Source organism: Allobosea sp. Root381, from assembly GCF_001429395.1.
Classification (GTDB): domain Bacteria; phylum Pseudomonadota; class Alphaproteobacteria; order Rhizobiales; family Beijerinckiaceae; genus Allobosea.
Genome location: NZ_LMJT01000005.1, coordinates 22,176 through 48,815, shown reverse-complemented (window position 1 = coordinate 48,815; position 26,640 = coordinate 22,176). Strand labels below are relative to the sequence as shown.

Genomic DNA, 26,640 nt, shown 5'->3' with positions numbered 1-26,640 from the left:
GAGCGCCGCGCGGGCAGGCCTGCTCGGCGCTGGGATCAGCTGCCCTGGCCGGCGGCCCAGAGACCCAGCAGCAGTGCCACGCCGAGCACGGCGACGAAGGCGGCCGCCAGCAGTTCCAGCCCGGCGATAAGCCGCGCGCCGCGGAGCGAGGAGCCGCCAGCCAGCTTCAACGCCGCGAATTTGAAGAAGACGGCGAGTGAAGCGAGCGCGCCGGTGGTCAGCGCCGTGCCCAGCGCCATGGCGAAGGTCGCGGCGATGCCGGCCCAGAGCAGGCCCTGCGAGGCGGCGAAGACCAGGATGATCAGCGCGCCGGCACAGGGGCGCAGGCCCGCCGCGAGCACGACGCCGGCCATCTCGCGCCAGTTGCGCAAGCCGGCGATCTCGTCCGGCGTCGGCATATGGACATGGTCGCAGGACGGGTCGTGGATCGCGTCGCTCTGGCCGAGGTTGAGTAGCGCGCCGGCCTTCCGCCAGAGTACGAGCAGCCCGACGAGGGCAAGCAGCGCGAAGCTCGCGGTCTCGATGACGCCGGTGGTCAGCGCCATCGTCTGCGCGGTGGCGTTGAGCGCGAGCGTCAGCGTGCCGACGAGGGCGATGGCGACGAGCGCTTGCAGGATCGCGGCGGCGAAGCTCAGGCCCAGGCCGCGCCGGAGGCTGCGGTCGTCTGCGACGATGTAGCCCGAGATCACCGCCTTGCCGTGGCCGGGGCCGGCTGCGTGGAAGACGCCATAGCCGAAGGATAGGCCAAGCAGGCCCCAGAGCGCCGCCGGGTTCTCGGCGATCGCCTTCAGCGTCGCCGTCAGCTCGCGGTAGAAGGAGGATTGCCAGGCCAGGATCACCGCGCCGAGGCCGGTCGTCGCGGGCGCGGCCTCGCGCGGCAGGGCAGTGCCGAAGGGGTTGCGCGGCGGTGGAGGCGGTGGCGGGCTGTAGGCCGCGATAACCGCAGCCAGAAGCGCGAGCCCGCCTGCGACAACGATCAGCGCCAGTGCCATCACGACGAGCCGCCGCGGCAGCGTCGGCCAGGGCAATGTCGAGAAGCGCGAAGTGCGCGGCAGATCGCGTTCAGACATCGGCGTAACCCAGGAATCGATGACCGATCAGGGACATGCGACCAAGGCGCGGGTCGTCACCGTGAGCCCGCTCATGTCGGGCGTCGCTGTGATGTCCTCCTGCGCCAGCTTCTGCTGGACCTCCGGGGCGAGCTTCGGCGGGCGGGCGACGCGCACGATGCAGCCCTGCGGTGCATCGCGGGTGATGACGGCGTCCGGGGCATCGACGATGTCGAAGGCGACGAAATAGGTCGGATCGCCGATTTCGATGCCGAAGGAGCGGTTGGCCTGGGCCGGGGTCTTCAGCGGCAGCGTATAGGTCAGCGTCAGGACCTTGTTTTCGAACACCAGCCCGGCCTCGGCCGGCTGCCCGAATTCCTGCGCCTTGCCGTTCGCCTTGGCCGTGGTGAAGAAGCCGACATCGGGCAGCGATTCGACGTTGATCTGGGCGAGTTCGGCGAGCTCGTCCGGCGTCAGCTTGCCGTCGCCATTCTTATCGAGGCCTTGCGTGATGAAGGCCGAATAGGCCTCGTCGAAGCTCCAGACATGCTTCAGCGCCGTGACCGAGCCGTCCGGCGCATAGAGGATCTCGGCGCGGGCGCTGACGAAGACATGCGGATGGGCGGCGGCCGGCGCGGCGAGGCCGAGAAGGCCCGCAAGGGCGAGGATGGCGGCAAGGGTCTTGCGGCTTTCCACGAGTCTGGTCCTCGGCATGCGCCGACGCTGGCGCGGCAGGGTTAACAGGGCGTGAATCCGCCATAGGCGAGGCAGCCCCTGCTGCAAAGCGGCATTGCCGAGAAAGGTGGCCGAAGCGCGGCGAGGCAGGACGACGGTTGAGTTTCCAGTGCGGCCCCCCTCATATTGGCAGGCCGATGCCGGAGCCGTTTCCGGCCCGCTAAAGGTGGCAAGCCGACCGTGATCTCGCCTGAGGAACTGCGCCATATCGCCGCCTGGTCGCGAGACCTGAGCGAGGAGGAGTTCGAGGAGGCGCGGCGCGGCATCTCCTTCAGGAGCTACGGCAAGGGCAACTATATCTGCCATGTCGGCGACAAGCTCGAGGCCTGGACCGGTGTCGCCGCGGGGCTGGTGAAGATGTCGACCACCTCGCGGGCGGGGAAATCCGCGACACTCGCAGGGATGCGTGCCGGGGCTTGGTTCGGCGAGGGCACCGTGATCAAGGGGGAGCTGCGCCGCTACGAGCTGGTGGCGCTGCGCGAGACGCGGCTGGCGCTGATGCGGCGGCAGAGCTTCCTCTGGCTGTTCGAGCATTCGGCGGCGTTCAACCGCTTCCTGGTCCACCAGTTCAACGAGCGGCTGGCCCAGTTCATCGCTCTGGCGGAGACAGAGCGCACGCTCGATGCGACCGGTAGGCTGGCGCGCAACCTCGCCTGGCTGTTCAATCCGACGCTCTATCCCGACGAAGGCCGAACGCTCGAGGTCAGCCAGGAAGAGCTCGGCCTGCTCGCCGGCATGTCGCGCCAGATCGCCAACCAGTCGCTGGCACGGCTCGCCGATCTCGGCCTGATCGAGGTCGGCCATGGTAGCGTGACGATCCTCGATGTCGAGCGGCTGGCACGCTACGAAGCGTGAGCGCGCCTCTCGCCCGGCTTCAGAAGGCGAAGGCGAAAGCCATTCCCATGAACCAGATCAGCATGAGGATGTAGGCGGGCCGAAACAGGTAGAGGCGCTGCCAGTTCGAGATCGGCAGACGGTAGGGCGCGATGCGCTCGTCGATCCGGTCGAGGCCGCTGTCGATCGAGAAATCCCAGCCCCTGCTCCGGTAGAAGCGGTATTCCTTCACCTGCGTGACGACCTGCTGAAGCAAGAGCAGAGCGACCAGGGCCATCGCTGCAACAAAGACCAAGATTTCCAGGATCAGCAAGGCTCGCGCTCGCTCCTCCGAGGCCGCGGGCAAACCTCTGCTGGACGATAGTCGTCAAAAGGCGAATTGTCTGTCAAGCCCACCCTTGCAAAGCTGGAAGGCGGCTGCGAGGCTCAGCCCAACGACAAGGATCGAACGATCCGAACCAGGCCGGTGCGATGTACGCCGGCCGCTCAGGGTGGAGACGGATGACGATGGCAAGCGCAAGCGCCGGCCAGGCGGATACCTTTCCGAAACTGCTGCTGCGCAATTCGCGCGAGCGGGGCGGCCGGGTCGCGTTCCGCCACAAGGATCTCGGCATCTGGCAGTCCTGGAACTGGGAGCAGGTCGCCGAACAGGTCCGCGGCTTCGCGCGCGGCTTCCAGAAGCTCGGGCTGCAGCGCGGCGAGAAGGTCGCGATCATCGGCTACAACCGGCCGCGGCTGTACTGGTCGATGGCGGCGGCGCAATGGCTCGGCGCGATCCCGGTGCCGGTCTATGCCGACAGCGTCGCCGACGAGATGGCCTATGTGCTGGATCATGCCGAGGCCGTCTTCGCCGTGGTGCAGGATCAGGAGCAGGTCGACAAGATCCTTTCGATCTCGGAGCGACTGCCGGCCTTGCGCCAGATGCTCTATGACGAGCCGCGGGGCCTGCGCGACTATGACCACGGCAAGCTGCATGCGATCGACCAGGTGATCGCCACCGGCGCCAAGGAACTGGCCGCAGACGCGCAGGCCGTGGCCGCGCTGGAGCAGGAGATGCAGGCCGGCCAAGGCTCCGACCTCGGCATCATCCTCTACACCTCGGGCACGACCGGCCGCCCGAAGGGCGTGATGCTCAGCCATTTCAACGTCATCACGGCGGCCGAGATCGGCTGCCAGTTCGACGGGCTGAACGAGAGCGACGAGATCATCGCCTATCTGCCGATCGCCTGGGTCGGCGACCATGTCTTCTCTTATGCGCAGGCGATCGTCGCCGGCTTCTGCGTGAACTGCCCCGAGGGGCCGGAGACGGTGATCGAGGATCGCCGCGAGGTCGGGACGACCTACGCTTTCGCGCCGCCGCGCGTCTTCGAGACCATGCTGACGCTGACGATGGTGCGGATGGAGGATGCCGGCGCGCTGAAGCGGAAGATGTTCCACTACTTCCTCGGCGTGGCGAAGAAGCATGGCGAGCAGATCCTCAACGGCGAGAAGGTGCCGCTGGGCGGGCGCCTGCTCTACATGCTCGGCGACGTGCTGGTCTACGGACCGTTGCGCAACCGCTTCGGCCTGACGCGGATCAAGGTCGGCTATACCGCCGGCGAGGCGATCGGCCCGGAGCTCTTCCGCTTCTACCGCTCGATCGGGGTCAACCTGAAGCAGCTCTACGGGCAGACCGAAGCCGGCGTCTACATCACCATGCAGCCCAACGGCGAGATCCGGGCCGATACGGTCGGCCGGCCGGCGCCGCTCGTCGAGATCCGCATCGACGACAATGGCGAGGTGCTCTACCGCTCGCCCTCGATCTTCGGCGGCTACTACAAGGACGCCGAGAAGACCGCCGAGACGATGACCGCCGACGGCTATGTCCGCTCCGGCGATGCCGGCTTCTTCGACGATGAAGGCCACCTCAAGATCATCGACCGGGCCAAGGATGTCGGCAAGCTCAACGGCGGCGACCTGTTCCCGCCGAAATATATCGAGAACAAGCTGAAGTTCTATCCGAACATCAAGGAGGTCGTGGCTTTCGGGCAGGGGCGCGACTATGCGACGGTTGCGCTCAATATCGACCTGACGGCGGTGGGCAACTGGGCCGAGCGCAACAACGTCGTCTATGCCTCCTATCAGGAGCTGGCCGGGCACGATCTCGTCTACGACATGATCGCGCAGCATGTGGACGAGGTAAACCGCTCGCTGTCCGCCGAGCCGCTGATGGGCGGGGCGCAGATCAAGCGCTTCCTGATCCTGCACAAGGAGCTCGACGCCGACGACGGCGAGCTGACGCGGACGCAGAAGGTCCGGCGCGGTTTCATCGCCGAGCGCTACGCTCCTCTGGTCGAGGCGCTCTATGACGGCTCGCAGGACGCCGACATCTCGACCGAGGTGACCTTCGAGGACGGCCGCAAGGGCGTGATCTCGGCGCGGGTCAAGGTGCGTGACGCGAAAACCTATCCCACGAGCGCTTCCGAGCGCTCCAGCCCGGCGAGGGCGGCATGAACGCGGCGGTGATGAACGTGACCGGCGAACCGGTGCGCGAAAAGGGCGAGGTCCTGCTCTCGGTCGAGAACGTCTCCTTACGCTTCGGCGGGGTGAAGGCGATTACCGACGTCTCCTTCGACATACGCAAGGGCGAGGTCCGCGCCATCATCGGGCCGAACGGCGCCGGCAAGACCTCGATGCTCAACTGCATCAACGGCTTCTACCAGCCGCAGGAGGGGCAGATCACCTTCAAGGGCGAGCGCCGGCAGAAGATGAAGCCGCATCGAGCCGCGGCGGCCGGCATCGCCCGCACCTTCCAGAACGTCGCCCTTTTCAAGGGCATGTCGACGCTCGACAACATCATGACCGGCCGCACGCTGAAGATGAAGCGCAGCTTCTTCTGGCAGGCGCTGCGGCACGGCCCGGCGATGGCCGAGGAGATCGAGCACCGCAGGGTCGTCGAGGACATCATCGACTTCCTGCAGATCGAGCATATTCGCAAGCTGCCGGTCGGCAAGCTGCCCTATGGGCTGCAGAAGCGCGTCGAGCTCGGCCGGGCGCTTGCGATGGAGCCCGAGCTTCTGCTGCTCGACGAGCCGATGGCCGGCATGAATCTCGAGGAGAAGGAGGACATGTGCCGCTTCATCCTCGACGTGAACCAGCAGTTCGGCACCACCATCGCCTTGATCGAGCACGATATGGGGGTGGTGATGGACCTCTCCGACCGTGTCGTCGTGCTCGAATACGGCCGCAAGATCGCCGACGGCACGCCGGCCGAGGTCAAGGCCGACCAGGCGGTGATCGACGCCTATCTGGGAGTGGCGCATTGATGGACGTCATCCTGCAACCATTCGACGGAAGCGCGCGGGAAACCCCTCTCTCGGATGGGAGAAGGGCAGGGGTGAAGGCCTGCCGCCAGTCCATTAGGCGTAACCACGCCGCTGCGGCCTCAAGGTGCGAGGGCGGGCCCTCATCCCTGCCCTTCTCCCACACGGGAGAAGGGTTCCCCGGGCCCTTTGATTCGAGGTCACGGCCATGAGCGACGCGACCCTTCGCCCCATCGCCGGCATCAACTTCAACAGCTTCCGCGTTCGCGCGGCGCTGATCCTCGCCGCGGTCCTACTGCTGGGGATCATCGGAATCCGCTTTGATTCCTCCGGCACGCTCCACAAGATCTTCGTCGATCCGTTCGACCAGATGGTCTCGGCGCCAGATCTTCTGGTCCAGACGATCTGGGAGGGGCTGGTCTCCGGCGTTCTCTACGCCCTGATCGCGCTCGGCTTCGTGCTGATCTTCAAGGCCTCCGGCGTGTTCAACTTCGCCCAGGGCATCATGGTGGTGTTCGCGGCGCTGACGCTGGTCGGCCTCTACGAGAAGGGCGTGCCGGCCTTCCTCGCCGTGATCCTGACGCTCGGCGTGATGTTCGTGCTGGCGGTGGCGATCGAGCGGGTGGTGCTACGCCCGCTGGTGAACCAGCCTGACATCATCCTGTTCATGGCAACCTTCGGCATCACCTATTTCCTGATCGGCCTCGGCGAGACCGTCTTCGGCGGCAACCCGAAGCAGATGATCACCGACCAGCTCCATCTGCCCCGCGGAGCGATCGAGCTGAAGCTGTTCGGCGGCTTCGTCTCGTTGCAGAAGATCGACATCGCCGCCGCGATCATCGCCTCGCTGATGATCGCGGTGCTTGCCGTCTTCTTCCAGTACACCAGGATCGGGCGGGCGCTCCGCGCGGTCGCCGACAGCCACAAGGCGGCGCTCTCGGTCGGCATCTCGCTCAACCAGATCTGGGTCATCGTCTGGTTCACCGCCGGCATCGTCGCGCTGATCACCGGCATCATGTGGGGCGCACGTTCGGACGTCTCCTTCGCGCTCGAGATCGTGGCGCTGAAGGCGCTGCCGGTGCTCATCCTCGGCGGCTTCACCTCGATCCCCGGCGCGATCATTGGCGGGCTGATCATCGGCATCGGCGAGAAGCTCGGCGAGTTCTACTGGGGTCCGCTGATCGGCGGCGGCATCGAGAGCTGGCTCGCCTATTTCATCGCCCTGGGCTTCCTGCTGTTCCGGCCGCAGGGCCTGTTCGGCGACAAGATCATCGAGCGGATTTGAGGGCCAAGCCATGTTCTACCGCGAGGCCGGCCAGTTCAAATCCACCTATCAGGCCGACATGGCCGTGTTCCCGATCAAGCAGGACCGGATCGGGCTCGCGATCATCCTGGGCATCGCCTTCATCGGCATCCCGCTGGTCGGCGGCGACTTCTTCATCAGCTCGGTGATGATCCCCTTCCTGGTCTTCTCGCTGGCGGCCATCGGGCTCAACATCCTGACCGGCTATACCGGGCTGATCTCGCTGGGCACCGCCGCCTTCATGGGAGTCGGCGCCTATGCCTGCTACAAGCTGACCACCTTCTTCCCCGACGTGAACATCATCGTCCTGATCCTGGTCTCGGGGCTGTTCTCGGCTGCGATCGGCGTGCTCTTCGGCCTGCCCTCGCTTCGGATCAAGGGCTTCTACCTGGCGGTGGCGACGCTCGCCGCGCAGTTCTTCCTGCAATGGGCCTTCGTGCGCGTGCCCTGGCTGTTCAACTACAACGCGTCGGGCGCCATCGAGGTGCCGCAGCGCACGCTCTTCGACATCTCGCTGACCGGCGCTTCGGCCACGCCCGAGACGCGCTATTTCGTCTGCCTCGTCCTCGTCGTGGTGCTGACCTGGTTCGCCTCGAACCTCGTCCACGGCAAGATCGGCCGCTCCTGGATGGCCGTGCGCGACATGGACATCGCCGCCGAGCTGATGGGCATCAAGCTGCTCAACGCCAAGCTGCTCGCCTTCGCAGTATCCTCCTTTTATGCCGGCGTCGCCGGGGCGATGATGATTTTCCTCTGGTATGGCGGCGGCGAGGCGAACGACGTCTTCACCATCCGGCTCTCCTTCAACATCCTGTTCATGGTCATCATCGGGGGGCTTGGCTCGCTGATCGGCTCCTTCCTCGGGGCCGCCTTCATCGCGAGCCTGCCGACGATCATGAAGTTCGGCCTGCCGGCGCTGGGCGTGCCGCTTTCGGGCGCGACCGCCGAGCACGTCACCTTCATGCTGGTCGGCGCGCTGATCATCCTCTTCCTGATCGTCGAGCCGCACGGCCTGGCGCGGCTCTGGCAGATCGGGAAGCAGAAATTGCGGACGTGGCCGTTCCCGTATTGAGGCTGCGGGACGGCCCAAGAAACGATCCGCGTCGGCCTTCAATGACGCGGGCGAGAAGCAGGCCGGCGGGGCCTTGACGCCACCGCCGGGGGAAACGAACGGAGGATGACAGCCATGAAGACAAGCGTATTGATGAAGGGCGCCGCCCTCGGGGCGCTGCTCGCCGCCGGCGCCTTCGCCGCTCCCGCCTTCGCGCAGGACAGCATCTATTTCTCCAACAACGCCTATCGCACGGGCCCCTTCGCCGGTTCGGGCATCCCGATCGGCGACGGCATGCGCGACTACATCGCCATGATCAACGAGCGCGACGGCGGCGTGAACGGCGTCAAGATCGTCTATGAGGAATGCGAGACCGGCTACGACACCAAGAAGTCGATCGAGTGCTACGAGCAGGTGAAGTCGAAGACGATCGTCTACAGCCCGTGGTCGACCGGGGCGACGCTCGCAGCGATCCCCCGCGCCCATGTCGACAAGCTACCGATCCTGTCGATGGCCTATGGTCTCTCGGCCTCGGCCGACGGCACCCAGTTCCCCTGGGTCTTCATTCCGCCGCTGACCTATTGGGACGGCGCCTCGGTGATGGTGAAGCACATGGCGGCCGAGCTCGGCGGCATGGACAAGCTCAAGGGCAAGAAGCTCGGCCTGATCCATCTCGACGCGCCCTTCGGCAAGGAGCCGATCCCGGTGCTCGAGAACCTCGCCAAGAAATACGGTTTCGAGCTCAAGCTCTATCCCGTCGCTGCGGCCGACATGCAGAACCAGGGCTCGCTCTGGCTCTCGATCCGGCGCGACCGGCCGGACTATCTCTACAACCAGGGCTGGGGGGCGATGAACCCGACGGCCGTCAAGGAAGCGATCAAGAACAACTTCCCGATCAACAAGCTGGTCGGCGTCTGGTGGGCCGGCGGCGATGACGACGCCCGCGCCGGCGGCGCCGAGGCGAAGGGCTACAAGTCGCTCAACTTCAACGCGGCCGGCCAGGACTTCCCGGTAATCCAGGACATCATCAAGCATGTCGTGGACAAGGGTAGGAGCACGACGCCGAAGGAGAAGGTCGGCGAGAACCTCTATAATCGCGGCGTCTACAACTCGATGCTCGTCGTCGAGGGCATCCGCACCGCCCAGAAGCTGACCGGCAAGAAGGTGATCACGCCCGAGGACATGCGCCGCGGGCTCGAGAGCCTCAACATCGACGAGGCACGCCTGAAGGAGATCGGCATGGCCGGCTTCGCCTCGCCGGTGAAGATCAGCTGCACCGACCATTCCGGCCACCACAAGGCCTATGTCGCCGAGTGGGACGGCACGAAATGGACGCAGAAGGGCGACTGGATCGAGCCGATGAAGGACGAGGTCCGCCCGCTGATCGAGGCCAACGCCAAGGACTACACCGAGAAGGCCGGCAACTGGCCGAAGCGGACCGAGCCCTGCGAGAAGTCGTCGTGATGTGACGAGCGCCTGATCCTTCTCCCATCGGGGGAGAGGGTGGCCCGGCGTAGCCGGGTCGGATGAGGGAAGGACGGGTGAGGACGAGGGAGACATCCCTCATCCGTCTGCTTTGCAGCCACCTTCTCCCCGAAGGGAGAAGGATTGGAGGTTCCATGTCCACCTTGACGCTTGATCAACCCGTTGCCTCGGCTGCCACCGAGACCATCCTCTCGCTCAACAACATCGAGGTGGTCTACGACCACGTCATCCTCGTGCTGAAGGGGGTGTCGCTTTCGGTGCCGCGTGGCGGCATCGTCGCGATCCTCGGCGCCAACGGGGCCGGCAAGACGACGACGCTGAAGGCGATCTCGAACCTGCTCAAGGCCGAGCGGGGCGAGGTCACCAAGGGCTCGATCGTGTTCGCGGGCGAGCGCGTCGACAGGATGTCGCCGAACGAACTGGTCCGGCGCGGCTGCATCCAGGTGATGGAGGGGCGCCACTGCTTCGGCCATCTCTCGATCGAGGAGAACCTCCTGACCGGCGCCTTCACCCGCCGCGACGGCAATGCCGCGATCAAGCGCGACCTCGAGAAGATCTACGAGCTCTTCCCGCGCCTGAAGCAGCGCCGCAACTCGCAGGCCGGCTACACCTCGGGCGGCGAGCAGCAGATGTGCGCGGTGGGCCGGGCGATGATGTCGAAGCCGAAGATGATCCTGCTCGACGAGCCCTCGATGGGGCTCGCGCCGCAGATCGTCGAGGAGATCTTCGAGATCGTCCGCCGGCTCAATGCCGAGGACGGCGTGTCGTTCCTCGTCGCCGAGCAGAACACCAATATGGCGCTACGCTACGCCACCTATGGCTACATCATGGAGACCGGCCGCGTCGTCATGGACGGCGAGGCCAAGGCGCTACGCGAGAACGAGGACGTGAAGGAGTTCTATCTCGGAGTCGCCGAGGGCAACAAGAAGTCCTTCCGGGAGGTGAAGAGCTACAAACGCCGCAAGCGCTGGCTGTCATGACGGCGGCCGAAGCAGGCGTTATAGCGCTCGCATGCTCTACGCCCTCATCGCCGTCGCCGTCCTTCTCCTGATCTTCGGGCCGCAGGCCTGGGTGCGCAATCAGATGAGCAGACATGCAACCCCTCGTCCCGACCTGCCGGGAACCGGCGGCGAACTCGCAAGGCATTTGCTCGACCGCTTCCAGCTCGGCGCGGTCGCGGTCGAGGTCACGCCGGCCGGCGATCATTACGATCCCGATGCCCGCACTGTGCGCCTCTCGGCCGAGAATCACGACGGCCGCTCGATCACGGCGGTCGCCGTTGCCGCCCATGAGGTGGCGCATGCGATCCAGCACGCGCAGGGCAGCACGCTGTTCGCGCTGCGCACGACTCTGGCTCGCTTCCTCGGCGTCTTCGACAAGATCGCGATGGCGGTGCTGCTTACGGCGCCGATCGTCATGGCGATCACCCATGTGCCGGCGATCGGGCTGATGCAGTTCGGCATCGCCATCGCCATGCTCGGCGTCGGGCTGGTCGTGCATCTGCTGACGCTGCCGCTGGAGCTCGACGCCAGCTTCGGCAAGGCGCTGCCGATCCTCACCGGCGACGGCTATCTCGACCCGCGCGACGTGCCGGCCGCGCGCGGTGTGCTGCGGGCGGCCGCCTTTACTTATGTCGCCGGGGCGCTGATCGGACTGCTGAACTTCCTGCGCTTCCTGCGCATCATCCGCTGAACCGGGACCATATCGATGAGCGCCCATCACGACGATCTGGAGACCCGCTCGCCGGAAGCCCGCGAAGCCGATCTCTTCGCCCGGCTGCCCGCAGTTCTCGCCGCAGCGCTGAAGGCGCCGGCCTATGCCGCGCGGCTTTCCGGCATCGATCCGGCTGGGATCACCGACCGCAACGCGCTCTCGACCTTGCCGGTGTTGCGCAAGGCCGATCTGCCGGCGCTGCACAAGGAGGCGCTGCCTTTCGGTGGCTTCGCGACGGCGGTGCCCGGTGCCTTCGGGCGGCTGTTCACCTCGCCCGGACCGATCTTCGAGCCGGAGGGCACGCAGGCCGACCCCTGGGGTTCGGCGCGCGGGCTCTTTGCCGCGGGCTTCCGGACCGGCGACATCGTGCTCAACACCTTCGGCTACCACCTCACGCCCGGCGGCTTCATCATGGATTCCGGCGCGCGCGCGCTCGGCTGCGCCGTGATCCCGGCCGGGCCGGGCAATACCGAGCAGCAGATGGAGGTGATAGCGGCCTACCGCCCGAGCGCCTATGCCGGCACGCCCGATTTCCTGAAGATCCTGGTCGAGGCGGCCGACAGCCGCGGCGTCGATATCTCCTGCATCAAGCGCGCGGTTGTCTCGGGCGCGGCCTTCCCGCCGTCGCTGCAGGCCTGGGTGCGTGCGCGAGGCATCGACGCCTACCAGCTCTATGCCACGGCCGATCTCGGCGTCATCGCCTATGAGACCGAGGCGCGCGAAGGCATGCTCCTGAACGAGAACCTGATCGTCGAGATCGTCCGGCCCGGCACCGGCGACCCCGTCGAGCAGGGCGAGGTCGGCGAGATCGTGGTCACCAATCTCGACCCGCTTCACCCGCAGATCCGGCTCGCCGTCGGCGATCTCACGGCCGTGATGCCGGGCCTCAGCGCCTGCGGGCGGACCAATACCAAGATCAGGGGCTGGATGGGCCGCGCCGACCAGACCGCCAAGATCAAGGGCATGTTCGTGCGGCCCGAACAGGTGGCGGAGATCGCCCGGCGCCATAGCGAGATCCACAAGCTGCGCCTCGTCGTCGGCCGTACCGAGGAGGTCGATACGATGACGCTGAAGGCCGAGATCTATGCGGAACCCGCGGGGCTGGTCGATGCCGTCTCCGCCAGCCTGCAGCAGATCACCAAGCTGCGCGGCACCGTCGAAATCCTGCCGCTCGGGGCCTTGCCGAACGATGGGAAGGTCATCGCGGATGAGCGGCCGGTGTAAGCCGGATCGTTTGCCGTCTTCGTCATGGTCGGGACAAGCCCGACCATGACGGCGAGCTCACCACATCACGGGCATTTCCCCCTTCGCGTCCAGCCAGGCATTCGCCTTCGAGAACGGCCTCGAGCCGAAAAAGCCCCGTCGTGCCGAGAGCGGCGAGGGGTGGGCGCTGGCAAGCACGAGATGGCGGCTCTCGTCGATCAGTGGCCGCTTGGCCTGCGCCGGATTGCCCCAGAGCAGGAAGGCGGCATGCGGCCGCTCGCGCGAGACGGCGGCGATGACTGCGTCCGTCACGGCGCCCCAACCAAGCAGCAGATGCGAGCCCGCCTTGGAGGCGCCCTCGCGCACGGTCAGCGCCGTGTTGAGCAGCAGCACGCCCTGGCGCGCCCAGGCGGAGAGGTCACCATTCACCGGCACCGGCAGCCCGAGATCGTCGGTGCGTTCTCGGTAGATGTTGACGAGCGAGCGTGGCAGCGGCGCTGGGCCGGCATAGGAGAAGGCGAGGCCATTGGCATGGCCCGGCGTCGGATAAGGGTCCTGGCCGAGGATGACGATTTTGACGTGCTCCAGCGGGGTCAGCGCCAGTGCGGCAAAGACCCGCTCCGGCGCAGGCGCCACGACATGGCCGCCCGCGCGCTCGGCATCGGCGGCGGCGCACGCGCGCTCGGCCTGTTCGTCGGCCGCGAATACGGGCAGGTCTCGCCAGCCTTCCGCACCGGGGGAGGCGAGGAACGTCGCTAGGGCGTCAAGGCATGATCCGGGCATCGGCGCTTGATCTGAAAATGTGCGGGGCATGGCGGATGGAGCGGGTGTATTCGTCATTGCGAGCGAAACGAAGCAATCCAGGAGACGTAGAGCGCTACCGCCTCTGGATTGCTTCGCTTCGCTCGCAATGACGCGAAGAACCCCGCTATCTCAGGACAAGCCGGCCCTCAACCTTGGCATCGACAGTGCCGAGCCTGCGCAGATAGACCATGACTTCATTGGCCATGAGCTTGCCGTCGGTCAGGCCGATCAGCGTCTTGCCGCGGGCGAGCGCGGTGTAGCCGTCGCCGCCCTCCAACATGAAATTGTTCGAGGCGACGGTGAAGCGATCGGTGGGCGCGATCTCGGCGCCGTCGACCTTGATCGAGGTGACGCGCGAGCCGGCGGGCTGCTTGAGGTCGGCCTCGACAGTCATTCCGGAGATTACCGGGAAGCGGCCCGAGCCCTGCGGGGCGGGGCTGAGTCCGTTCTCGATGGCGTCCTTCACATCCTTGCCGGTGATCTCGACCATGACGGTCGCGTTGCCGAAGGGCAGTTCGCTGAGCACGTCACGGCGCGTCATCTTGTGGCCGGCGGGATATTGCTTGTTGGCGCGGATGCCGCCGGCATTGGTGATGGCGAGCTTCGCGCCGGTCGCGCTGCGGATGGCGTCGGCGATGAGGTTGCCGATCGCCGCCTCCTGCGTGCGGATGACGCCGGTGCGCGAATCGAGCGGGACGGCGAGCGTCGCGACATCGACGTCGAGCTCCTTGGAAAGTTCGGCCTCATAGCCCTTGACCAGCGCGGCGACCTCGGGGTCGGGCGTGGCCGAGCGGCTGTCATTGACGCGGAAGGCCGGCGTCCACGAGACCTGCCGGGCGGCTCCCTCGCCGCGGATGCTGACGGCAATGTCGATGGCGGTGACGTAATTGCCCTCCTCGTTCGACTCGACCATCACGACCTTGCCGTCATAGGCGATGGCGAGGTCGTGGTCGTGGCCGGTGAGCAGGATGTCGACGACGCGCGAACGCACGATCTCGTTGTCCATGGCGCGGTCGGCATGGACGACGGCGACGAGGATGTCGGCGCCCTGGGCCTTCAGCGCTTTCGCCTCGCGGCGTAGCGCCTCCATGGTCGAGGAGAATTTCAGGTCGCCCGGAAAGGAGATCTGCGGGGTCGGGTCATAGGCCGTTCCGATGACGCCGACCTTGATCCCGCCGAGCTCGAAGAGCTGCGAATCCTTGTGGCCGGCGAGCGGCTGGCCGGCGGCGTCGCGCAGATTGGCGGCGAAGGTCGGGTAGGTCTGGGCGGCCACGAGCTTGAGGTAGTTGTCCTTGCCGAAGTCGAATTCGTGGTTGCCGGGCACGAAGACGTCGATGCCCATCTTGTTCTGCATCGCGACGATATGGGCGCCCTGGTCGAAGCCGGACATCAGCGAGGGCGAGTAGCAATCGCCCGCATGGCAGAACAGCACCGGCACGCCGCGCGCCCGCTCGGCCATGGCGATGCCGGCCGCCCGGGCGAAGCCGCCGCGGCCCTTGTCGTCGCTCATCTTGTAGATGTCGTTGAGCAGCAGCAGCGTGAAGGCGGGGGCCGGCTGCTGGGCGATCGCGGCGGGGGCCGTGGCGGCGAGCGCGGCGGGCGCGGCGATCACGCCGAGGGCTTTGCGGCGAGTCAGCTCGGACATGCGTGGCTTCCCCAGCGAGGCGGCGGTGACGAGGCGCTGCGGCCACTATCGCAGTGTGAAGCCATTCCAATCAAGCGCCCGGAGCGTCGCCGAGGCATCGCTCCGCCGGTTTTTCAGCGTTCGCAAGCCACATCGGCAGTGTCGCACCCCCGGCCAGCCCATTGGACGAAGACCTTAACTCGTCTAAATCACACGCGATGAAAGCCGAGAGCACGATGTCAGAGCCGATGTCCGCCGCGCCGCAAGCCAGCGCAATGAAGCCTGTCGACCACCCGTCGATCCGCAGCGGGCGTATCGGCGTGCTGCTGATGAATCTCGGCACGCCGGAAGGCACGAGTTACCGGCCGATGCGGGCCTATCTCAAGGAGTTCCTCTCCGATCGTCGCGTCATCGAGGAGCCGCGCTGGAAATGGTGGCCGATCCTCAACCTGATCGTGCTGACCACCCGGCCCGGCCGGAAGGGCAAGGACTACGCCTCGATCTGGAACAACGAGCGCGACGAGGGGCCGCTCAAGACGATCACGCGCTCGCAGACGGAAAAGCTCGCCGCGCGCCTCGCCCCGGAGCTCGGCGATCGCGTCGTCTTCGACTGGGCGATGCGCTATGGCCTGCCCGATGTGAAGAGCCGGCTCGCGGCGCTGCTTGCGCAGGGTTGCGACCGCATCCTGCTGGTCCCGCTCTATCCGCAATATGCCGCGCCGACCTCGGCCACGGCCTGCGACCAGGCTTTTCGCGCGCTGATGACGATGCGCTGGCAACCGAGCGTCCGGGTGGCGCCGCCCTATTTCGAGGACCCGGCCCATATCAAGGCGCTGGCGGATTCGATGCGGGGTTCGCTGGCCAAGCTCGATTTCGATCCCGAGGTGATCCTCTGCTCCTTCCACGGCATGCCGAAGGAATACCTGCTCAAGGGCGACCCCTATTACTGCCAATGCGTCAAGACCTGGCGGCTGCTCGGCGAGGAACTCGGCTTCAGCGCCGAGCGCTTCCGTCTGACGTTCCAGTCGCGCTTCGGCCCGGACGAATGGCTGCAGCCCTATACCGACGAGACCGTGAAGGCGCTGGCGTCGTCCGGGACCAAGTCGATGGCGATCGTCGCGCCCGGTTTCTCGGCCGACTGCCTGGAGACGCTCGAGGAACTCGACGGCGAGAACCGCGAGATCTTCCTGCACAATGGCGGCGAGAAGTTCGCTTATCTGCCCTGCCTGAACGATACGCCGGAGGGCATCGATACGATCGAGTCCGTCGTGCGGCGGGAGCTGATGGGCTGGCTCTGAACGCCGTCCATCATTGCTGATCATGCAAAAAGGCCGCCCCTGAGGGAGCGGCCTTTTTGGTCCTTGTCAGCCGAGCTGCAACGAGGGCTCGCTCTACTTCACCGGAGCGAAGATGCCGAGGCTGCTCGCGGTGATGTCGAAGGAGAGCGTGCCGACCACTGTCGCGCCGCACCATTTCGACCGGCCGGAACCCGTGTTGACGCCGCGGGGATCGGCCGTCAGCAGGAAGCAATCGGCCTTGGAGAGGTCGGTGTCGTGATAGCGGACATCCGCCGTCAGGTTCCTCCAGGTGTAGGAGAGGCCGGCGTTCCAGTAGGTGTAGTCCGGCAGATTGGTCGGCGGCACGGTCGACCAGATGGCGAGGTTGGTGGTGCCGAGCCAGTAGCGGCCGAGTTCGCCCGAGACGGTGAGGCCTTCGAGGAAGGGCAGCGCGTACTTCGCCGTGATCGAGCCGTAGGTGCCGCTCGCGCCGGTGCCGAGCCAGTCCCAGGCGTGGAAGAGGTTGGCGCCGACCGTCAGGCTCTCGGCGAAGGTGTAGGAGACCTTGCCGTAGACTTCGGTGAAGTCGGTGTTCTTCGGCGTCCAGTGCAGCCCGGCGGTATCGATGAAGGCGCGCTCGCCCGGGTAGTAGTACTGCCAGACACCGAAATCGAAGGCGAGGTTGCCGAATTTCGGGCGGATACCGCCATAGAAGTCGATTTCGGCATCGGGACGCGTCGCAAGATCGACATTCGAGGCGTAGATGCCGAGATAGAACAGGTTGTCGTAGATCTGCAGCTCGGCGCCGCCCTGGACCGCGGGCTTGCGGTCGGTCTGCGAGATGCCGCGGAAATTGTAGTCGGTCATCGCCTTCACGCTGATGGCGACGTCGAACCAAGTGATGCTCGGCGGCACCGGGGCGGGCGGTGCGCCCTTGCCGCTCGGCAGATCGGATGCCTGCGTAGAGCCGGCGCAGATCGCGAGGGAGAACGCCAGGCCAGTCATCGAGGAATGCAGGTAGCCGAAGTCCATGATCCGCTCCGTGCCAAGGGCCGATGCCGGGACTGAAGGGGCGAAATGCACGCGTCCCGGCGCATTTGCACCGTGATCAAGTCGTCCAGTCGCGATTTTCGGCAAGACGAGCTTTTGGCAGGAGTGCCTGGAGAATAAGCAAAGGCCCCGCAGGGCGGGGCCTTTGCGCCTCAGATTTGATCTGAGCGGACTAAGCATCCGGATGTTGCATTTCGAACACGCCCCATGAGGCGCGCCGGGAGCGTCAGCGTGTCGTGGACTGGCTCGCGAAAGCCGCGTCCGGCTGGTTCAACTGGGTCGTGCGCAGCTTGTCGGCGCGGCGCGGCGGCAGCGGCGCGCGGATATTGGTCGGTGCCGTCGGCACGGCCGAAGCGACCGGTTGTTCTTCCGCCGCGACTGCCGGCTTGGAGGCGCCGATCAGCGGGATGAAGCTGAGCGCACGGCGATAGAAGGGCTCGCTCTCCTCGGAGGCGGTGGTGAAGGTGCCGCTGACCGGGGCAGGGGCGGCAGCGCCCGGCTGGACCCTGGCGAGCTGCGTCGTCGCCGGGGCCGGGGGAGCGGCTCTCGCCGGCTCCGGCTTGACCGGCTCGGGCTTGGCGGCGGGCGGCTCGGCGGCCGCAGCGCCGGCTGCCGCGAGCACGGCACTGCTGTCCGCGGATGTCGCCCGGAAGGTCGCCTTCGTGTTGCCCTTGTCGTCGAGGACGGCGACGCGCGGGCCGCCAGTCAGTGCGTCCGGGCGGCTGACGCCCACGTCGCGGGACGCCCAGGAGGCCTCGCGATTGAGCGCGTCGGAGCCGCCGGCGACAAGGGTGCGCTTGAACGAATCATGCTGGTCGCCATCGTCATAGAGCAGCTTGACCGCAGGCGTGCCCTTGGCGACGAGCGCCGCGACCTCGACCTCGTCCTGCTGGCGCTTCCGCTGCACGGCAACGGTTACGGAGGAGTCACCGTTGCCGTTGAAGACATAGCGGCCGCCGGAGACGCCGACCTGCGGCTCGTCCTTGGCGATCTCGAAGTAATCGGCGCCTTCCTTGAGGTTCTTCCAGAAGGCGATGTTGGAATCGAGCCGGTGCTTGGCGAGGTTCTGCGGTGTCATCCGGAAGGGCAGCGCCTGCATCTGGATGGCCCTCTGACCGCCGTTATGCGCCTCGCGGACCAGCGCGTAGATCTCGCCCATCTGGTCGTCGGTCATCGAGTAGCAGCCGGCCGAGGAGCAGGCGCCATGCACCATGAGATGCGCGCCGGTGCGCCCGTGCGAGCGGTCATAGGCGTTGGGATAGCCCATGTTGAACGAAACGTAGAAGGAGGAGTTCGGGTTCATCTGCGCCGGGCTGATGGCGTAGAAGCCCTCCGGTGCCTGGCGGTCGCCCTCACGCTTCTTCGGGCCGAGCTGCCCGGACCAGCGGCACATCGGGTAGCTCTTCAGTAGCGCGTACTGGCCATCGGCCTTGCGCTTCCAGATCTCGAGCTCCGATTCCTTCTTGTAGGAGCGGATCAGGATCGGCTGGTCCTTGCTCATGCCCTTCTCGGACATCAGCGCATAGGTCGCGGCAGGAATGGGGATCTGGTGGCGGGCGGCGCCGCGATAGCGGTCCTCCTCGCAGGCGCCCAGGGACAATGCAACAAAAGCCACGAGCGCGAGTTGCTTGATTGCCACGTCGTCAATCCCATTGATCGGCCGGCCAGGAGCGCGACCTGTGACTTCGCAAGGCGGCCGAATTATGCCCACCGGCCGATTGTGGAAGCGTTAGCCTTGAAGCTTCCTTACCACAGGGGCAGCAGTTAACGCCACATGGTGAAAGCTGGGTAAATCCGGCCTCCGGATCAGAGGTTGCGCCCGATCGCCAGGAACTTCTCGGCGCGCTGGTCGATGATCTGCTCTGCCGAAAGACCTGCGAATTCGGCCAGCGCCGCCGCCAGCGCATCGCCGGCACGGCCGATCGAGGCCTCCCGGTCGCGATGCGCCCCACCGGTCGGCTCGCTGACGATCTTGTCGATGACGCCGAATTTCAGAAGGTCCTGGGCGGTGATCTTCATGCCGGTCGCGGCATCCTGGGCGCGGCCGGTGTCGCGCCAGAGGATCGAGGCCGCGCCTTCCGGCGAGATCACCGAATAGATCGCGTGCTCCAGCATCATGACGCGGCTGGCAGCCGCGATCGCGATGGCGCCGCCCGATCCACCCTCGCCGATCACCAGGGCGACGCTCGGGGTGCGCAGGCCGAGCCAGGCTTCGGTCGAGCGAGCGATCGCTTCGGCCTGGCCGCGCTCTTCCGCTTCGATGCCGGGATAGGCGCCGGCGGTGTCGACGAAGCTAAGGACGGGAAGTCCGAAACGGTCGGCGAGCTCGACGAGCCGCACCGCCTTGCGATAGCCCTCGGGTTTGGCCATGCCGAAATTGTGCCGGATGCGGGTCTCGGTCGAGTCGCCCTTTTCCTGGCCGATGATGCAGACCGGCTCGCCGCGGAAGCGGCCGAAGCCGCCGACGATGGCCTCGTCTTCACCGAAGCTGCGGTCGCCTGCCAGCGGCGTGAACTCTTCGATCAGCGCGGCGCAATAATCCTTGAAGTGCGGCCGCTGCGGGTGGCGCGCGACCAGCGTCTTCTGCCAGGGCGTCAGTGCGGCGTAGAGGTCCTTCAGAGCCTGGGAGGCCTTGGCGTCGAGCCGGCCGATCTCCTCGGCGAGCGCGTAGCCCTCGCCCTTGGCCTCGAGGGCCCGCAATTCGTCAGCCTTCGCCTCGAATTCGGCGACCGGTTTCTCGAAATCCAGATAGCTTCGCATCGTGATCCAGTTCAGGTTCCGCACCGGCCCGGTCCCGCAACCCGAAGGTGTCCTGCGGAATGGGGCTCGCGAAAAGCGGCGGACCTTGGTCGCGACGCGGCTTTTTTGTCAACCCGGCGGCGAAGCGTCGCGGGTGCTGCCGTTGCGCGGCGTGGGTGTCGCCTGGGGCAGCAGGATGGGGCGGAAGGCGAAGCTGCGGCGCGTCGCCCGCAGCGGGACGCGGCGGTAGACCTGCTTGGTTGCGTCGATGACGTGAACCCCCGCGAAGGGCAAAACGAGCCCGGCCCCGACACGCTCCCAGGCCGCTGCCGAGCGCATCAGCAGCCGCCGCCGCAGCGGCGGCACATAGAGGGTTTCGGCCCAGTTTTCCGGCGCGAACTCCGCCACGCGCAGCAGGGTTTCGAGCTGCGAGCGGCTGAACGGGCGGCCTTGCCCAAAGGGGGTGGAATCCATCCGTGCCCACAGGCCGCGCCGATTCGGCACGACCAGGATCATCCGCCCGCCCGGCGAGAGCACGCGGCCGACCTCCTCGACCAGGTCGTCAGGGCTTTCGGTCTCCTCCAGCGCGTGGACCAGGACGACCCGGTCGACAGAGGCGGTCGGCAACGGAAGCAGCGTCGGCTCGACCAGCGCCGAGGCGGAGAGGTGCACTGTGGGCCAGTTCACCACGCCCTGTGCCGCCGGCATGAAGGCGATGACGCGCTCCGCCCTGGCGCCGAGCACCGAGAGATAAGGCGTCGCGTAGCCGAGCCCGAGCACGCGCTGGCGGGCGCAGTCGGGCCAGAAGCGGAGCATCGCCGTGCCGATGAAGCGACGCGCCACATGGCCCAGCGGGCTGGCATAGAAGGCTCGCAGATCGGCGACATCGAGAGACATGCAGCGGGAAGATGCGGTGGCGACCCGATGCGCGCAAGGGCGGACGGCATGGCGCCAGCCGCGCGCGAGGCTCGCCTCGGGCCGCGCCATTCGCTATTCACCAGAGGGTCAGCCGTTTTCCGGAGCTACCCATGCCGCTCGAACTCCAGGTTTTCCGCACGCTCAGCGATAATGCCGGCGCGCTGCTCTTCGACCCCGCGACCAGGGCCTGCGCGGCGGTCGACGTTCCCGATGCCGGGCATGTGCTCGCTGCGGCCAAGGCCAGTGGTTGGGCGATCACCGACATCTTCGTCACCCACGCCCATTTCGACCATACGCAGGGCGTGGCCGAGCTGAAGCGGGCGACCGGCGCCCGGGTCTGCGGCCCGGCCGATGCGGCGGATTCCGCGCCGCTCGACCGCGTCCTGAAGGAGGGCGACAGCGTCTCGCTCGGCGGCGAGAGCTTCGAGATCTGGCATACGCCCGGCCATTCCGACGGCCATCTCAGCTTCGTCTCGCTCGGGGCGAAGCTCGCGCTGGTCGGCGACGTCGTCTTCGTGATGGGATGCGGGCGCGTGCAGCCCGGCCAGATGGCGGCGATGTGGACCTCGCTGTCGCGCCTCATGGCGCTGCCCGGCGACACCCGCCTGCTCGGCGGCCATGACTACACCCTCTCCAATGCCCGCTTCGCGGCGTCGGTCGACCCGTCCAACTCCGTGTTGAAAGCCAGGCTGGCGGAAGCGGAGGCGGCGAAGGCGGAAGCGCGCTTCTGGGCGCTGACCACCGTTGCCGAGGAGGCTGCGACCAACCCGTTCTTCAGGGCGGGCGAGGGCGCGCTCGCGGCTTCGGTCGGGCTCGTCGGCGCACCGGCAGGCGATGTCTTCGCCGCGCTGCGCGAAGCCAAGAACCGCTTTTGAGCGACGCCATGGCCCCGACACTCAACGGGCTGACCGCCGCCGAGGTGATCAGCCTGCTCGATCTCAAGCCGCATCCCGAGGGTGGGCATTACCGCGAGACCTTTCGCGATCCGCGGGAGACCGAGGGGCGCAGCGTTTCGACGGCGATCTATTATCTGCTCGACACCGGAGAAACGTCTGAATGGCATCGCGTCGATGCCGCCGAGATCTGGCACCACTATGCCGGCGCGCCGCTGGTGATCACCGTCTCGCCCAACGGTCACGACGCCTCGGCGCATCATCTGGGCACCGATCTGGCGGCCGGGCAGAGGCCGCAATTCGTCGTGCCGGCGGGCTGCTGGCAGAGCGCGACCTCGCTTGGCGCCTGGACGCTGGTCGGCTGCACGGTGGCGCCGGGCTTCGTGTTCTCGTCCTTCGAAATGGCGCCGCCCGACTGGCGGCCGACCCCGCGCAAGCCTTCAGGAGGCGCATGATGACGCAGTTTCAGGCGGGGCTCGGCCAGGAGGAGGCGGCCCGCGACGATCTGCGCCTCGTGGTCGAATGCGAGCGGCGCATCGTCAATGCCTGGCCGGCGCCGGCGACGCTGGTGATCGGCGACTGGGTGCTGCGCTTCGCCAGCGGTTATTCCGGCCGGGCCAACTCGGCCTCGCCGTTGCGTCCCGGCGCCGAGCTGACCGAGGACGAATTCGCCTTCATCGAGGAACTCTACCGCGCCGACGGGCTGCCGCCCTGCCTCCGGCTGACGCCGCTCGTGGCCGAAGCGACGCGCGCGGCCGCGCTGGCGCGGGGCTATAGGGTCAGAGACGCGTCTTTCGGCATGATCGGCGGGCTCGACGAAACCTTACCTGCTCCCGAGCCCGACCTGCAGATCGAGGCGCGCCCGAGCCAGGAATGGATCGCCGGCGTGGCGTCGCAACAGACCGGGCCGAAGGCGAATGCGGCGCAGCTCGCGGCCATCGTCGAGAAGGTCCGCCTTCCCGCGGCATTCGCGACGCTCGTGATCGAGGGCGAGCCGGTCGGCTACGGCATGAGCGTCGCCGAGCGCGGCATGGCCGAGATCGGCTCGGTGATCGTCGATGCCGATCATCGTGGCAAGGGGCTGGGGCGCCGGCTCATCCTCGGGCTGATGGGCTGGGCGCGATTGCAGGACTGCGACGCCGCCTATCTGCAGGTCGACCAGAGCAACGCGGTCGGGCTCCGCCTCTATGAGAGCCTCGGCTTCCGCAAGCTCTACGCCTACGAGACCCGGATCATCGAAGACGGAGTGTAAGCGCCCGCGTCATTGCAAGGAGCGCAGCGACAAAGCACTCCAGGGTGACGCGGAGCGTTGCCGCCTCTGGATTGCTTCGCTTCGCTCGCAATGACGGCGAGGCTCAGCCCAGGCTGACCCGCTTCACGAAGGCGCCGCCCTTCATGATGAGCGGGATGTGCCTGCCCTGGCGGGTCAGCAGCGAGAGGTCCGTCAGCGGGTCGCCGTCGACGACGATCAGGTCGGCATGGGCGCCGGCCGCGACGGTGCCGATCTTGCCCTCGAGCCTGAGCAGCTTCGCTGCGACATGGGTGGCGGAGGCGATGACCTCATGCGCCGGCAGAGCCCGGCCGCGGATCACGAACTCCTCGGACTGATACTTGTGCATCTCGCCGAGCAGGTCACTGCCATAGGCCATGGCGAGGCCGGCCTGCTTCATGACCGCAAGCGAGTTCATGCCGGCTGAGCGCACGACATCGACCTTGGCGACCGAATCCGGCGGGAAGCCAAGCTTCGGCCCGTCCGAGACGAGCTTGTCGTAGGTGACGAGGGTGGGCACCGCGACCGCGCCCTTCGAGGCGGCGAGCTTCGCCGTCTCGGCCTCGATCAGGTTGCAATGCTCGAGCGAATGCACGCCGGCCTCGACGCAGCGGCGGATCGCCTCGTCGGTATAGACATGGGCCGAGACATAGGTGCCGGCCATGCGCGCCTCCTCGACGATCGCCTCCAGTTCGCTGACGGAGAAGCCGAGGAAATGGATCGGGTCGGTCGGCGAGGCGCAGCCGCCATTGGCCATGATCTTGATGAAGTCCGCGCCGCCCTTGATCTCCTCGCGCGCGGCGCGGCGGACCTGGTCGAGCCCGTCGCAGACGCGGCCGAGCGCGCCGAGCTTGTGGCCGGTGACCGGCGTCGAGCGGTCGTCGTAGCGGCCGCGGAAATCGGCATGGCCGCCGGTCTGGCTCAGCGCCTTGCCGGAGATGACGAGGCGCGGCGTCGGGAAGTTGCCCTCCTCGGTCGCCTGCTTCAGGCCGAAATCGGCGCCGCCGACATCGCGCACCGTGGTGAAGCCGCGCATCAGCATGTCGCGCATGATCACCAGCGAACGGACTGCGACCAGCGAATCGGGCAGGGCGGCGTTCCGGCCGAGATCGGCGACGCCGGCGATGACATGGACATGGGCGTCGATCAGGCCGGGCATAAGCGTCTTGCCCCTGAGGTCGATGACCTTGGCCTTGGCCGAGGCGACCGACTTGCTGACCTCGCGGATCGTGCCGCCCTCGACGAGGACGCTGACGGGCGAGCCGGCTTCCGGAGCGGTGCCGTCGACGATGCGGGCGTTGGTGAAGAGCGTGCTGGCCATGGGACTGTCTCGACAGGTGCTTGCAGGAAACGGGTTCAGCGGGTGAGCAGTGCGGTGCCGTAGAGGCCAATCGCGAAGACGGTGTGGCCGACGATGTTCATCAGGCGCAAGGTGTTGGCGTTGGAGCGCTTCGAGGCGGCGATCCCGGCGCCCATGCCGGGCTGGAGGATGAACCAGCCGCAGCCGACGGTGGCGAGGCCGACGATCAGCGCCGGCAGGAAGGTCGGGGCATGCGCCCAGCCGACCCCCCAGATCGCCAGGACGATGCCGGCGAACAGGATGCCGACGGCGTAATGCGCCATCCAGCCGATGGCGAGTTCGTTCGCGACCGGCTCGGAGCGGGCGATATCGTCATGCAGGAAGCGGCCGCGCGGCAGATGCGCGAACCAGCGCCCGACCATCGCCCAGTTCGGCGCTGGCATGCCGAAGGCGCGCTTCAGGACCTGCGCCCAAAGATCGAGCAGCGCCGTCGCGCCGATGCCGATCACGACGGACCGGAGAATGAATTCGACCATGCTGTTCCCCCCAAGAGCATGAAATCTGCCCCGTAACGGCGCCGTGTCGCGGCTTCCTCCGTCGCAGCCCCATGGAGCGGAGATCGCTCCCCCGGGTCAACTATGGTGAGCGGTGCACGCGCCGCAGCCGACGCATCCGGGTCATGCGCCCGGCGCTGCCTTGCAAGGGGCCTTGCGGCTGGAACCTCCGTGGTGATGCCGGGTTGCCCCTCATCGAGCCAAAGTCTGCATGGGGGAAGCGATATGGGCGCCGCGACGGCCGGGACAACACGCAGCCGCGACACGCGAGAGCACGGGCACGGGGCCGAGGAACTCCCCTCCGTCAGCGTCACCAGCTACAATCTCGAAATCCGCGATCAGGACGGCTTCGTCGGCGACAAGGCGAGCCGCAGCGCTTTTGTCGAGCATCTCGATGCGCTGCGCGCGCATCTGCGCGAGCATGGCGGGGATCCGCTGGAGGGCGAGACCGCAGAGGTCAGCAAGAAGGAACTCGATGCGCTGCTGAAGGAGGGCGATCCGCATGAGGCGGCCGTCGTGCTGAGCGCGATCGAGCGGTTCGCGCAGTCGCTGGCCTTCGTGATCCGGCGCTTCGTGCGCCTCAAGAGCTGGGCGCCGATCGAGCGGATCGTGGTCGGCGGCGGTTTCCGCGAAAGCCGAGTCGGCGAACTTGCGATCGCGCGCGCAGGGATCATCCTGAGCACGGATGGGCACCGCATCGATCTCGTGCCGGTGAGCCATCATCCCGACGAGGCCGGGCTTGTCGGGAGCGCCCATCTCGCGCCGAAATGGATTTTTGAGGGCTATGACAGCCTCGTCGCCGTCGATATCGGCGGATCCAATATCCGGGCGGGCATCGTCGCGCTGCGCCAGGACAAGGCGCCCGACCTCAGCAAGGCGCGGGTCTCGTCGTCCGAGCTCTGGCGACATGCCGACGAGGAACCCAGCCGGGACCAGGCGATCAAGCGGCTGGGCACGATGCTGAGGGCCCAGCTCAAGCAGGCGGAGAAGGACGGCTTGCGCGTCGCGCCGTTTATCGGCGTCGGCTGTCCGGGCTTGATCGAGCCGGATGGCTCGATCGAGCGCGGCGCGCAGAACCTGCCGGGCAATTGGGAGAGCAGCCGCTTCAACCTCGTCGACAGCATCCGCGAGCTCGTTCCCGAGATTGGCGACCACGACACGCAGGTTACGATGCACAACGACGCGGTGATCCAGGGCCTCAGCGAGATGCCCTCGATGCAGGACGTGGAGAACTGGGCCGTGCTCACCATCGGCACCGGCCTCGGCAATGCGAGCTATCGCAACCGCACCAAGCCTGGCGGCGGCGGGAACGGTAAGGGCAAGGCCAAAGGCAAGGCAACGGCCTGAGGCGCAGATCAGGCGCGGCCGTAGCGCGCGTTTTCTAACTCGCGCGCCATGATCCTGTCCCGTTTGCGGGTGAATGAGGCGGCAGCGTCGCGCCGGTCGGTCGTCGCCGGTCGCCATTCCTGACCCAAATCGTTCAGACAGGTCCTGCCCGTGCTCATCGTCCAGCATTTCCGGCGCCGCGCTTGCCTT

At 66.9% G+C, this 26,640-nt stretch carries 26 protein-coding genes; 14 read left to right on the top strand and 12 right to left on the bottom strand.

Features of this window, described 5'->3' with window-relative positions; translation table 11 throughout:
- Positions 1-35 precede the first annotated feature (35 nt).
- Positions 36-992, bottom strand: coding sequence for a nickel/cobalt transporter (locus ASE63_RS06360; protein ID WP_082609733.1), 957 nt, complete (start codon positions 990-992; stop codon positions 36-38).
- 105 nt (positions 993-1,097) lie between these two features.
- The gene (locus ASE63_RS06355; protein WP_056798250.1) at positions 1,098-1,745 is read right to left on the bottom strand and encodes a DUF1007 family protein; all 648 of its coding nucleotides are present in this window, start codon (positions 1,743-1,745) and stop codon (positions 1,098-1,100) included.
- 219 nt (positions 1,746-1,964) lie between these two features.
- Between ASE63_RS06355 and ASE63_RS06350 the strand changes: the two genes are divergently transcribed.
- Positions 1,965-2,639, top strand: a complete 675-nt coding sequence (locus ASE63_RS06350; protein WP_056798247.1) for a Crp/Fnr family transcriptional regulator — start codon at positions 1,965-1,967, stop codon at positions 2,637-2,639.
- Positions 2,640-2,658: 19 nt separating this feature from the next.
- Here the strand turns inward: ASE63_RS06350 and ASE63_RS06345 are convergent, their stop codons facing one another.
- On the bottom strand, positions 2,659-2,931 hold the full coding sequence (locus tag ASE63_RS06345) for a hypothetical protein (RefSeq protein WP_056798244.1): 273 nt from the start codon (positions 2,929-2,931) through the stop codon (positions 2,659-2,661).
- Between the two features lie 194 nt (positions 2,932-3,125).
- Here ASE63_RS06345 and ASE63_RS06340 point away from each other — a divergent pair, with 194 nt between their 5' ends.
- From ASE63_RS06340 to ASE63_RS06305, 8 genes are all read left to right on the top strand, one after another.
- Positions 3,126-5,111 carry an AMP-binding protein gene (locus tag ASE63_RS06340; RefSeq protein WP_056798868.1) on the top strand — a complete coding sequence of 662 codons (1,986 nt, stop codon included), beginning with the start codon at positions 3,126-3,128 and terminating at the stop codon, positions 5,109-5,111.
- Positions 5,108-5,923 carry an ABC transporter ATP-binding protein gene (locus ASE63_RS06335; RefSeq protein WP_056798241.1) on the top strand — a complete coding sequence of 272 codons (816 nt, stop codon included), beginning with the start codon at positions 5,108-5,110 and terminating at the stop codon, positions 5,921-5,923. Before ASE63_RS06340 ends, ASE63_RS06335 begins: the two co-directional genes overlap by 4 nt.
- A 367-nt stretch (positions 5,924-6,290) precedes the next feature.
- Positions 6,291-7,205 carry a branched-chain amino acid ABC transporter permease gene (locus tag ASE63_RS06330; protein WP_056798865.1) on the top strand — a complete coding sequence of 305 codons (915 nt, stop codon included), beginning with the start codon at positions 6,291-6,293 and terminating at the stop codon, positions 7,203-7,205.
- A gap of 10 nt (positions 7,206-7,215) precedes the next feature.
- Entirely contained in the window at positions 7,216-8,295 is a 1,080-nt protein-coding gene (locus ASE63_RS06325) for a branched-chain amino acid ABC transporter permease (RefSeq protein WP_056798239.1), read from the top strand.
- A gap of 114 nt (positions 8,296-8,409) precedes the next feature.
- Positions 8,410-9,738, top strand: a complete 1,329-nt coding sequence (locus tag ASE63_RS06320) for an ABC transporter substrate-binding protein (protein WP_056798236.1) — start codon at positions 8,410-8,412, stop codon at positions 9,736-9,738.
- A gap of 155 nt (positions 9,739-9,893) precedes the next feature.
- Positions 9,894-10,739, top strand: a complete 846-nt coding sequence (locus ASE63_RS06315; RefSeq protein WP_056798233.1) for an ABC transporter ATP-binding protein — start codon at positions 9,894-9,896, stop codon at positions 10,737-10,739.
- 31 nt (positions 10,740-10,770) lie between these two features.
- The gene (locus tag ASE63_RS06310) at positions 10,771-11,451 is read left to right on the top strand and encodes a zinc metallopeptidase (RefSeq protein ID WP_056798229.1); all 681 of its coding nucleotides are present in this window, start codon (positions 10,771-10,773) and stop codon (positions 11,449-11,451) included.
- Between the two features lie 15 nt (positions 11,452-11,466).
- Positions 11,467-12,696, top strand: coding sequence for an AMP-binding protein (locus tag ASE63_RS06305; RefSeq protein WP_056798227.1), 1,230 nt, complete (start codon positions 11,467-11,469; stop codon positions 12,694-12,696).
- A 57-nt stretch (positions 12,697-12,753) separates the two neighbouring features.
- Here the strand turns inward: ASE63_RS06305 and ung are convergent, their stop codons facing one another.
- On the bottom strand, positions 12,754-13,458 hold the full coding sequence (gene ung, locus ASE63_RS06300) for a uracil-DNA glycosylase (RefSeq protein WP_056798223.1): 705 nt from the start codon (positions 13,456-13,458) through the stop codon (positions 12,754-12,756).
- 145 nt (positions 13,459-13,603) lie between these two features.
- Positions 13,604-15,124, bottom strand: a complete 1,521-nt coding sequence (locus ASE63_RS06295) for a bifunctional UDP-sugar hydrolase/5'-nucleotidase (RefSeq protein WP_056798220.1) — start codon at positions 15,122-15,124, stop codon at positions 13,604-13,606.
- Positions 15,125-15,339: 215 nt separating this feature from the next.
- On the opposite strand from ASE63_RS06295, the gene hemH reads away from it, so the two are divergent.
- Positions 15,340-16,401, top strand: coding sequence for a ferrochelatase (hemH, locus tag ASE63_RS06290; protein ID WP_082609732.1), 1,062 nt, complete (start codon positions 15,340-15,342; stop codon positions 16,399-16,401).
- 93 nt (positions 16,402-16,494) lie between these two features.
- Here hemH and ASE63_RS06285 read toward each other — a convergent pair whose 3' ends face one another.
- The 4 genes from ASE63_RS06285 to ASE63_RS06270 form a co-directional block, all read right to left on the bottom strand.
- Positions 16,495-17,412: a TorF family putative porin gene (locus tag ASE63_RS06285; RefSeq protein WP_056798214.1), complete on the bottom strand. Its 918-nt coding sequence runs from the start codon at positions 17,410-17,412 to the stop codon at positions 16,495-16,497.
- Positions 17,413-17,656: 244 nt separating this feature from the next.
- The gene (locus ASE63_RS06280) at positions 17,657-19,069 is read right to left on the bottom strand and encodes a murein L,D-transpeptidase family protein (RefSeq protein ID WP_200962531.1); all 1,413 of its coding nucleotides are present in this window, start codon (positions 19,067-19,069) and stop codon (positions 17,657-17,659) included.
- Between the two features lie 167 nt (positions 19,070-19,236).
- Entirely contained in the window at positions 19,237-20,190 is a 954-nt protein-coding gene (locus ASE63_RS06275; protein WP_056798861.1) for an acetyl-CoA carboxylase carboxyltransferase subunit alpha, read from the bottom strand.
- A gap of 108 nt (positions 20,191-20,298) precedes the next feature.
- Positions 20,299-21,066 (bottom strand): class I SAM-dependent methyltransferase, encoded by a 768-nt coding sequence (locus tag ASE63_RS06270; protein ID WP_056798209.1) that lies wholly within the window; start codon positions 21,064-21,066, stop codon positions 20,299-20,301.
- Positions 21,067-21,197: 131 nt separating this feature from the next.
- On the opposite strand from ASE63_RS06270, the gene gloB reads away from it, so the two are divergent.
- Genes gloB through ASE63_RS06255 form a run of 3 tightly spaced genes read left to right on the top strand, consistent with a single transcriptional unit; the run spans position 21,198 to position 23,232 of the window.
- Positions 21,198-21,962, top strand: a complete 765-nt coding sequence (gene gloB / locus ASE63_RS06265) for a hydroxyacylglutathione hydrolase (protein ID WP_056798207.1) — start codon at positions 21,198-21,200, stop codon at positions 21,960-21,962.
- Positions 21,963-21,970: 8 nt separating this feature from the next.
- Positions 21,971-22,435 carry a cupin domain-containing protein gene (locus ASE63_RS06260; RefSeq protein ID WP_056798204.1) on the top strand — a complete coding sequence of 155 codons (465 nt, stop codon included), beginning with the start codon at positions 21,971-21,973 and terminating at the stop codon, positions 22,433-22,435.
- Positions 22,435-23,232, top strand: a complete 798-nt coding sequence (locus tag ASE63_RS06255) for a GNAT family N-acetyltransferase (protein WP_162261727.1) — start codon at positions 22,435-22,437, stop codon at positions 23,230-23,232. The genes ASE63_RS06260 and ASE63_RS06255 overlap by 1 nt, the downstream gene beginning before the upstream one ends.
- Before the next feature lie 103 nt (positions 23,233-23,335).
- Here ASE63_RS06255 and ASE63_RS06250 read toward each other — a convergent pair whose 3' ends face one another.
- On the bottom strand, positions 23,336-24,571 hold the full coding sequence (locus ASE63_RS06250; protein WP_056798197.1) for an amidohydrolase family protein: 1,236 nt from the start codon (positions 24,569-24,571) through the stop codon (positions 23,336-23,338).
- Between the two features lie 35 nt (positions 24,572-24,606).
- Entirely contained in the window at positions 24,607-25,086 is a 480-nt protein-coding gene (locus tag ASE63_RS06245) for a DUF2938 domain-containing protein (RefSeq protein ID WP_056798194.1), read from the bottom strand.
- Between the two features lie 243 nt (positions 25,087-25,329).
- Between ASE63_RS06245 and ASE63_RS06240 the strand changes: the two genes are divergently transcribed.
- Positions 25,330-26,451, top strand: coding sequence for an ROK family protein (locus ASE63_RS06240; RefSeq protein ID WP_056798192.1), 1,122 nt, complete (start codon positions 25,330-25,332; stop codon positions 26,449-26,451).
- An 8-nt stretch (positions 26,452-26,459) separates the two neighbouring features.
- Here ASE63_RS06240 and ASE63_RS27690 read toward each other — a convergent pair whose 3' ends face one another.
- On the bottom strand, positions 26,460-26,609 hold the full coding sequence (locus tag ASE63_RS27690) for a hypothetical protein (protein ID WP_162261726.1): 150 nt from the start codon (positions 26,607-26,609) through the stop codon (positions 26,460-26,462).
- Positions 26,610-26,640: the final 31 nt, after the last annotated feature.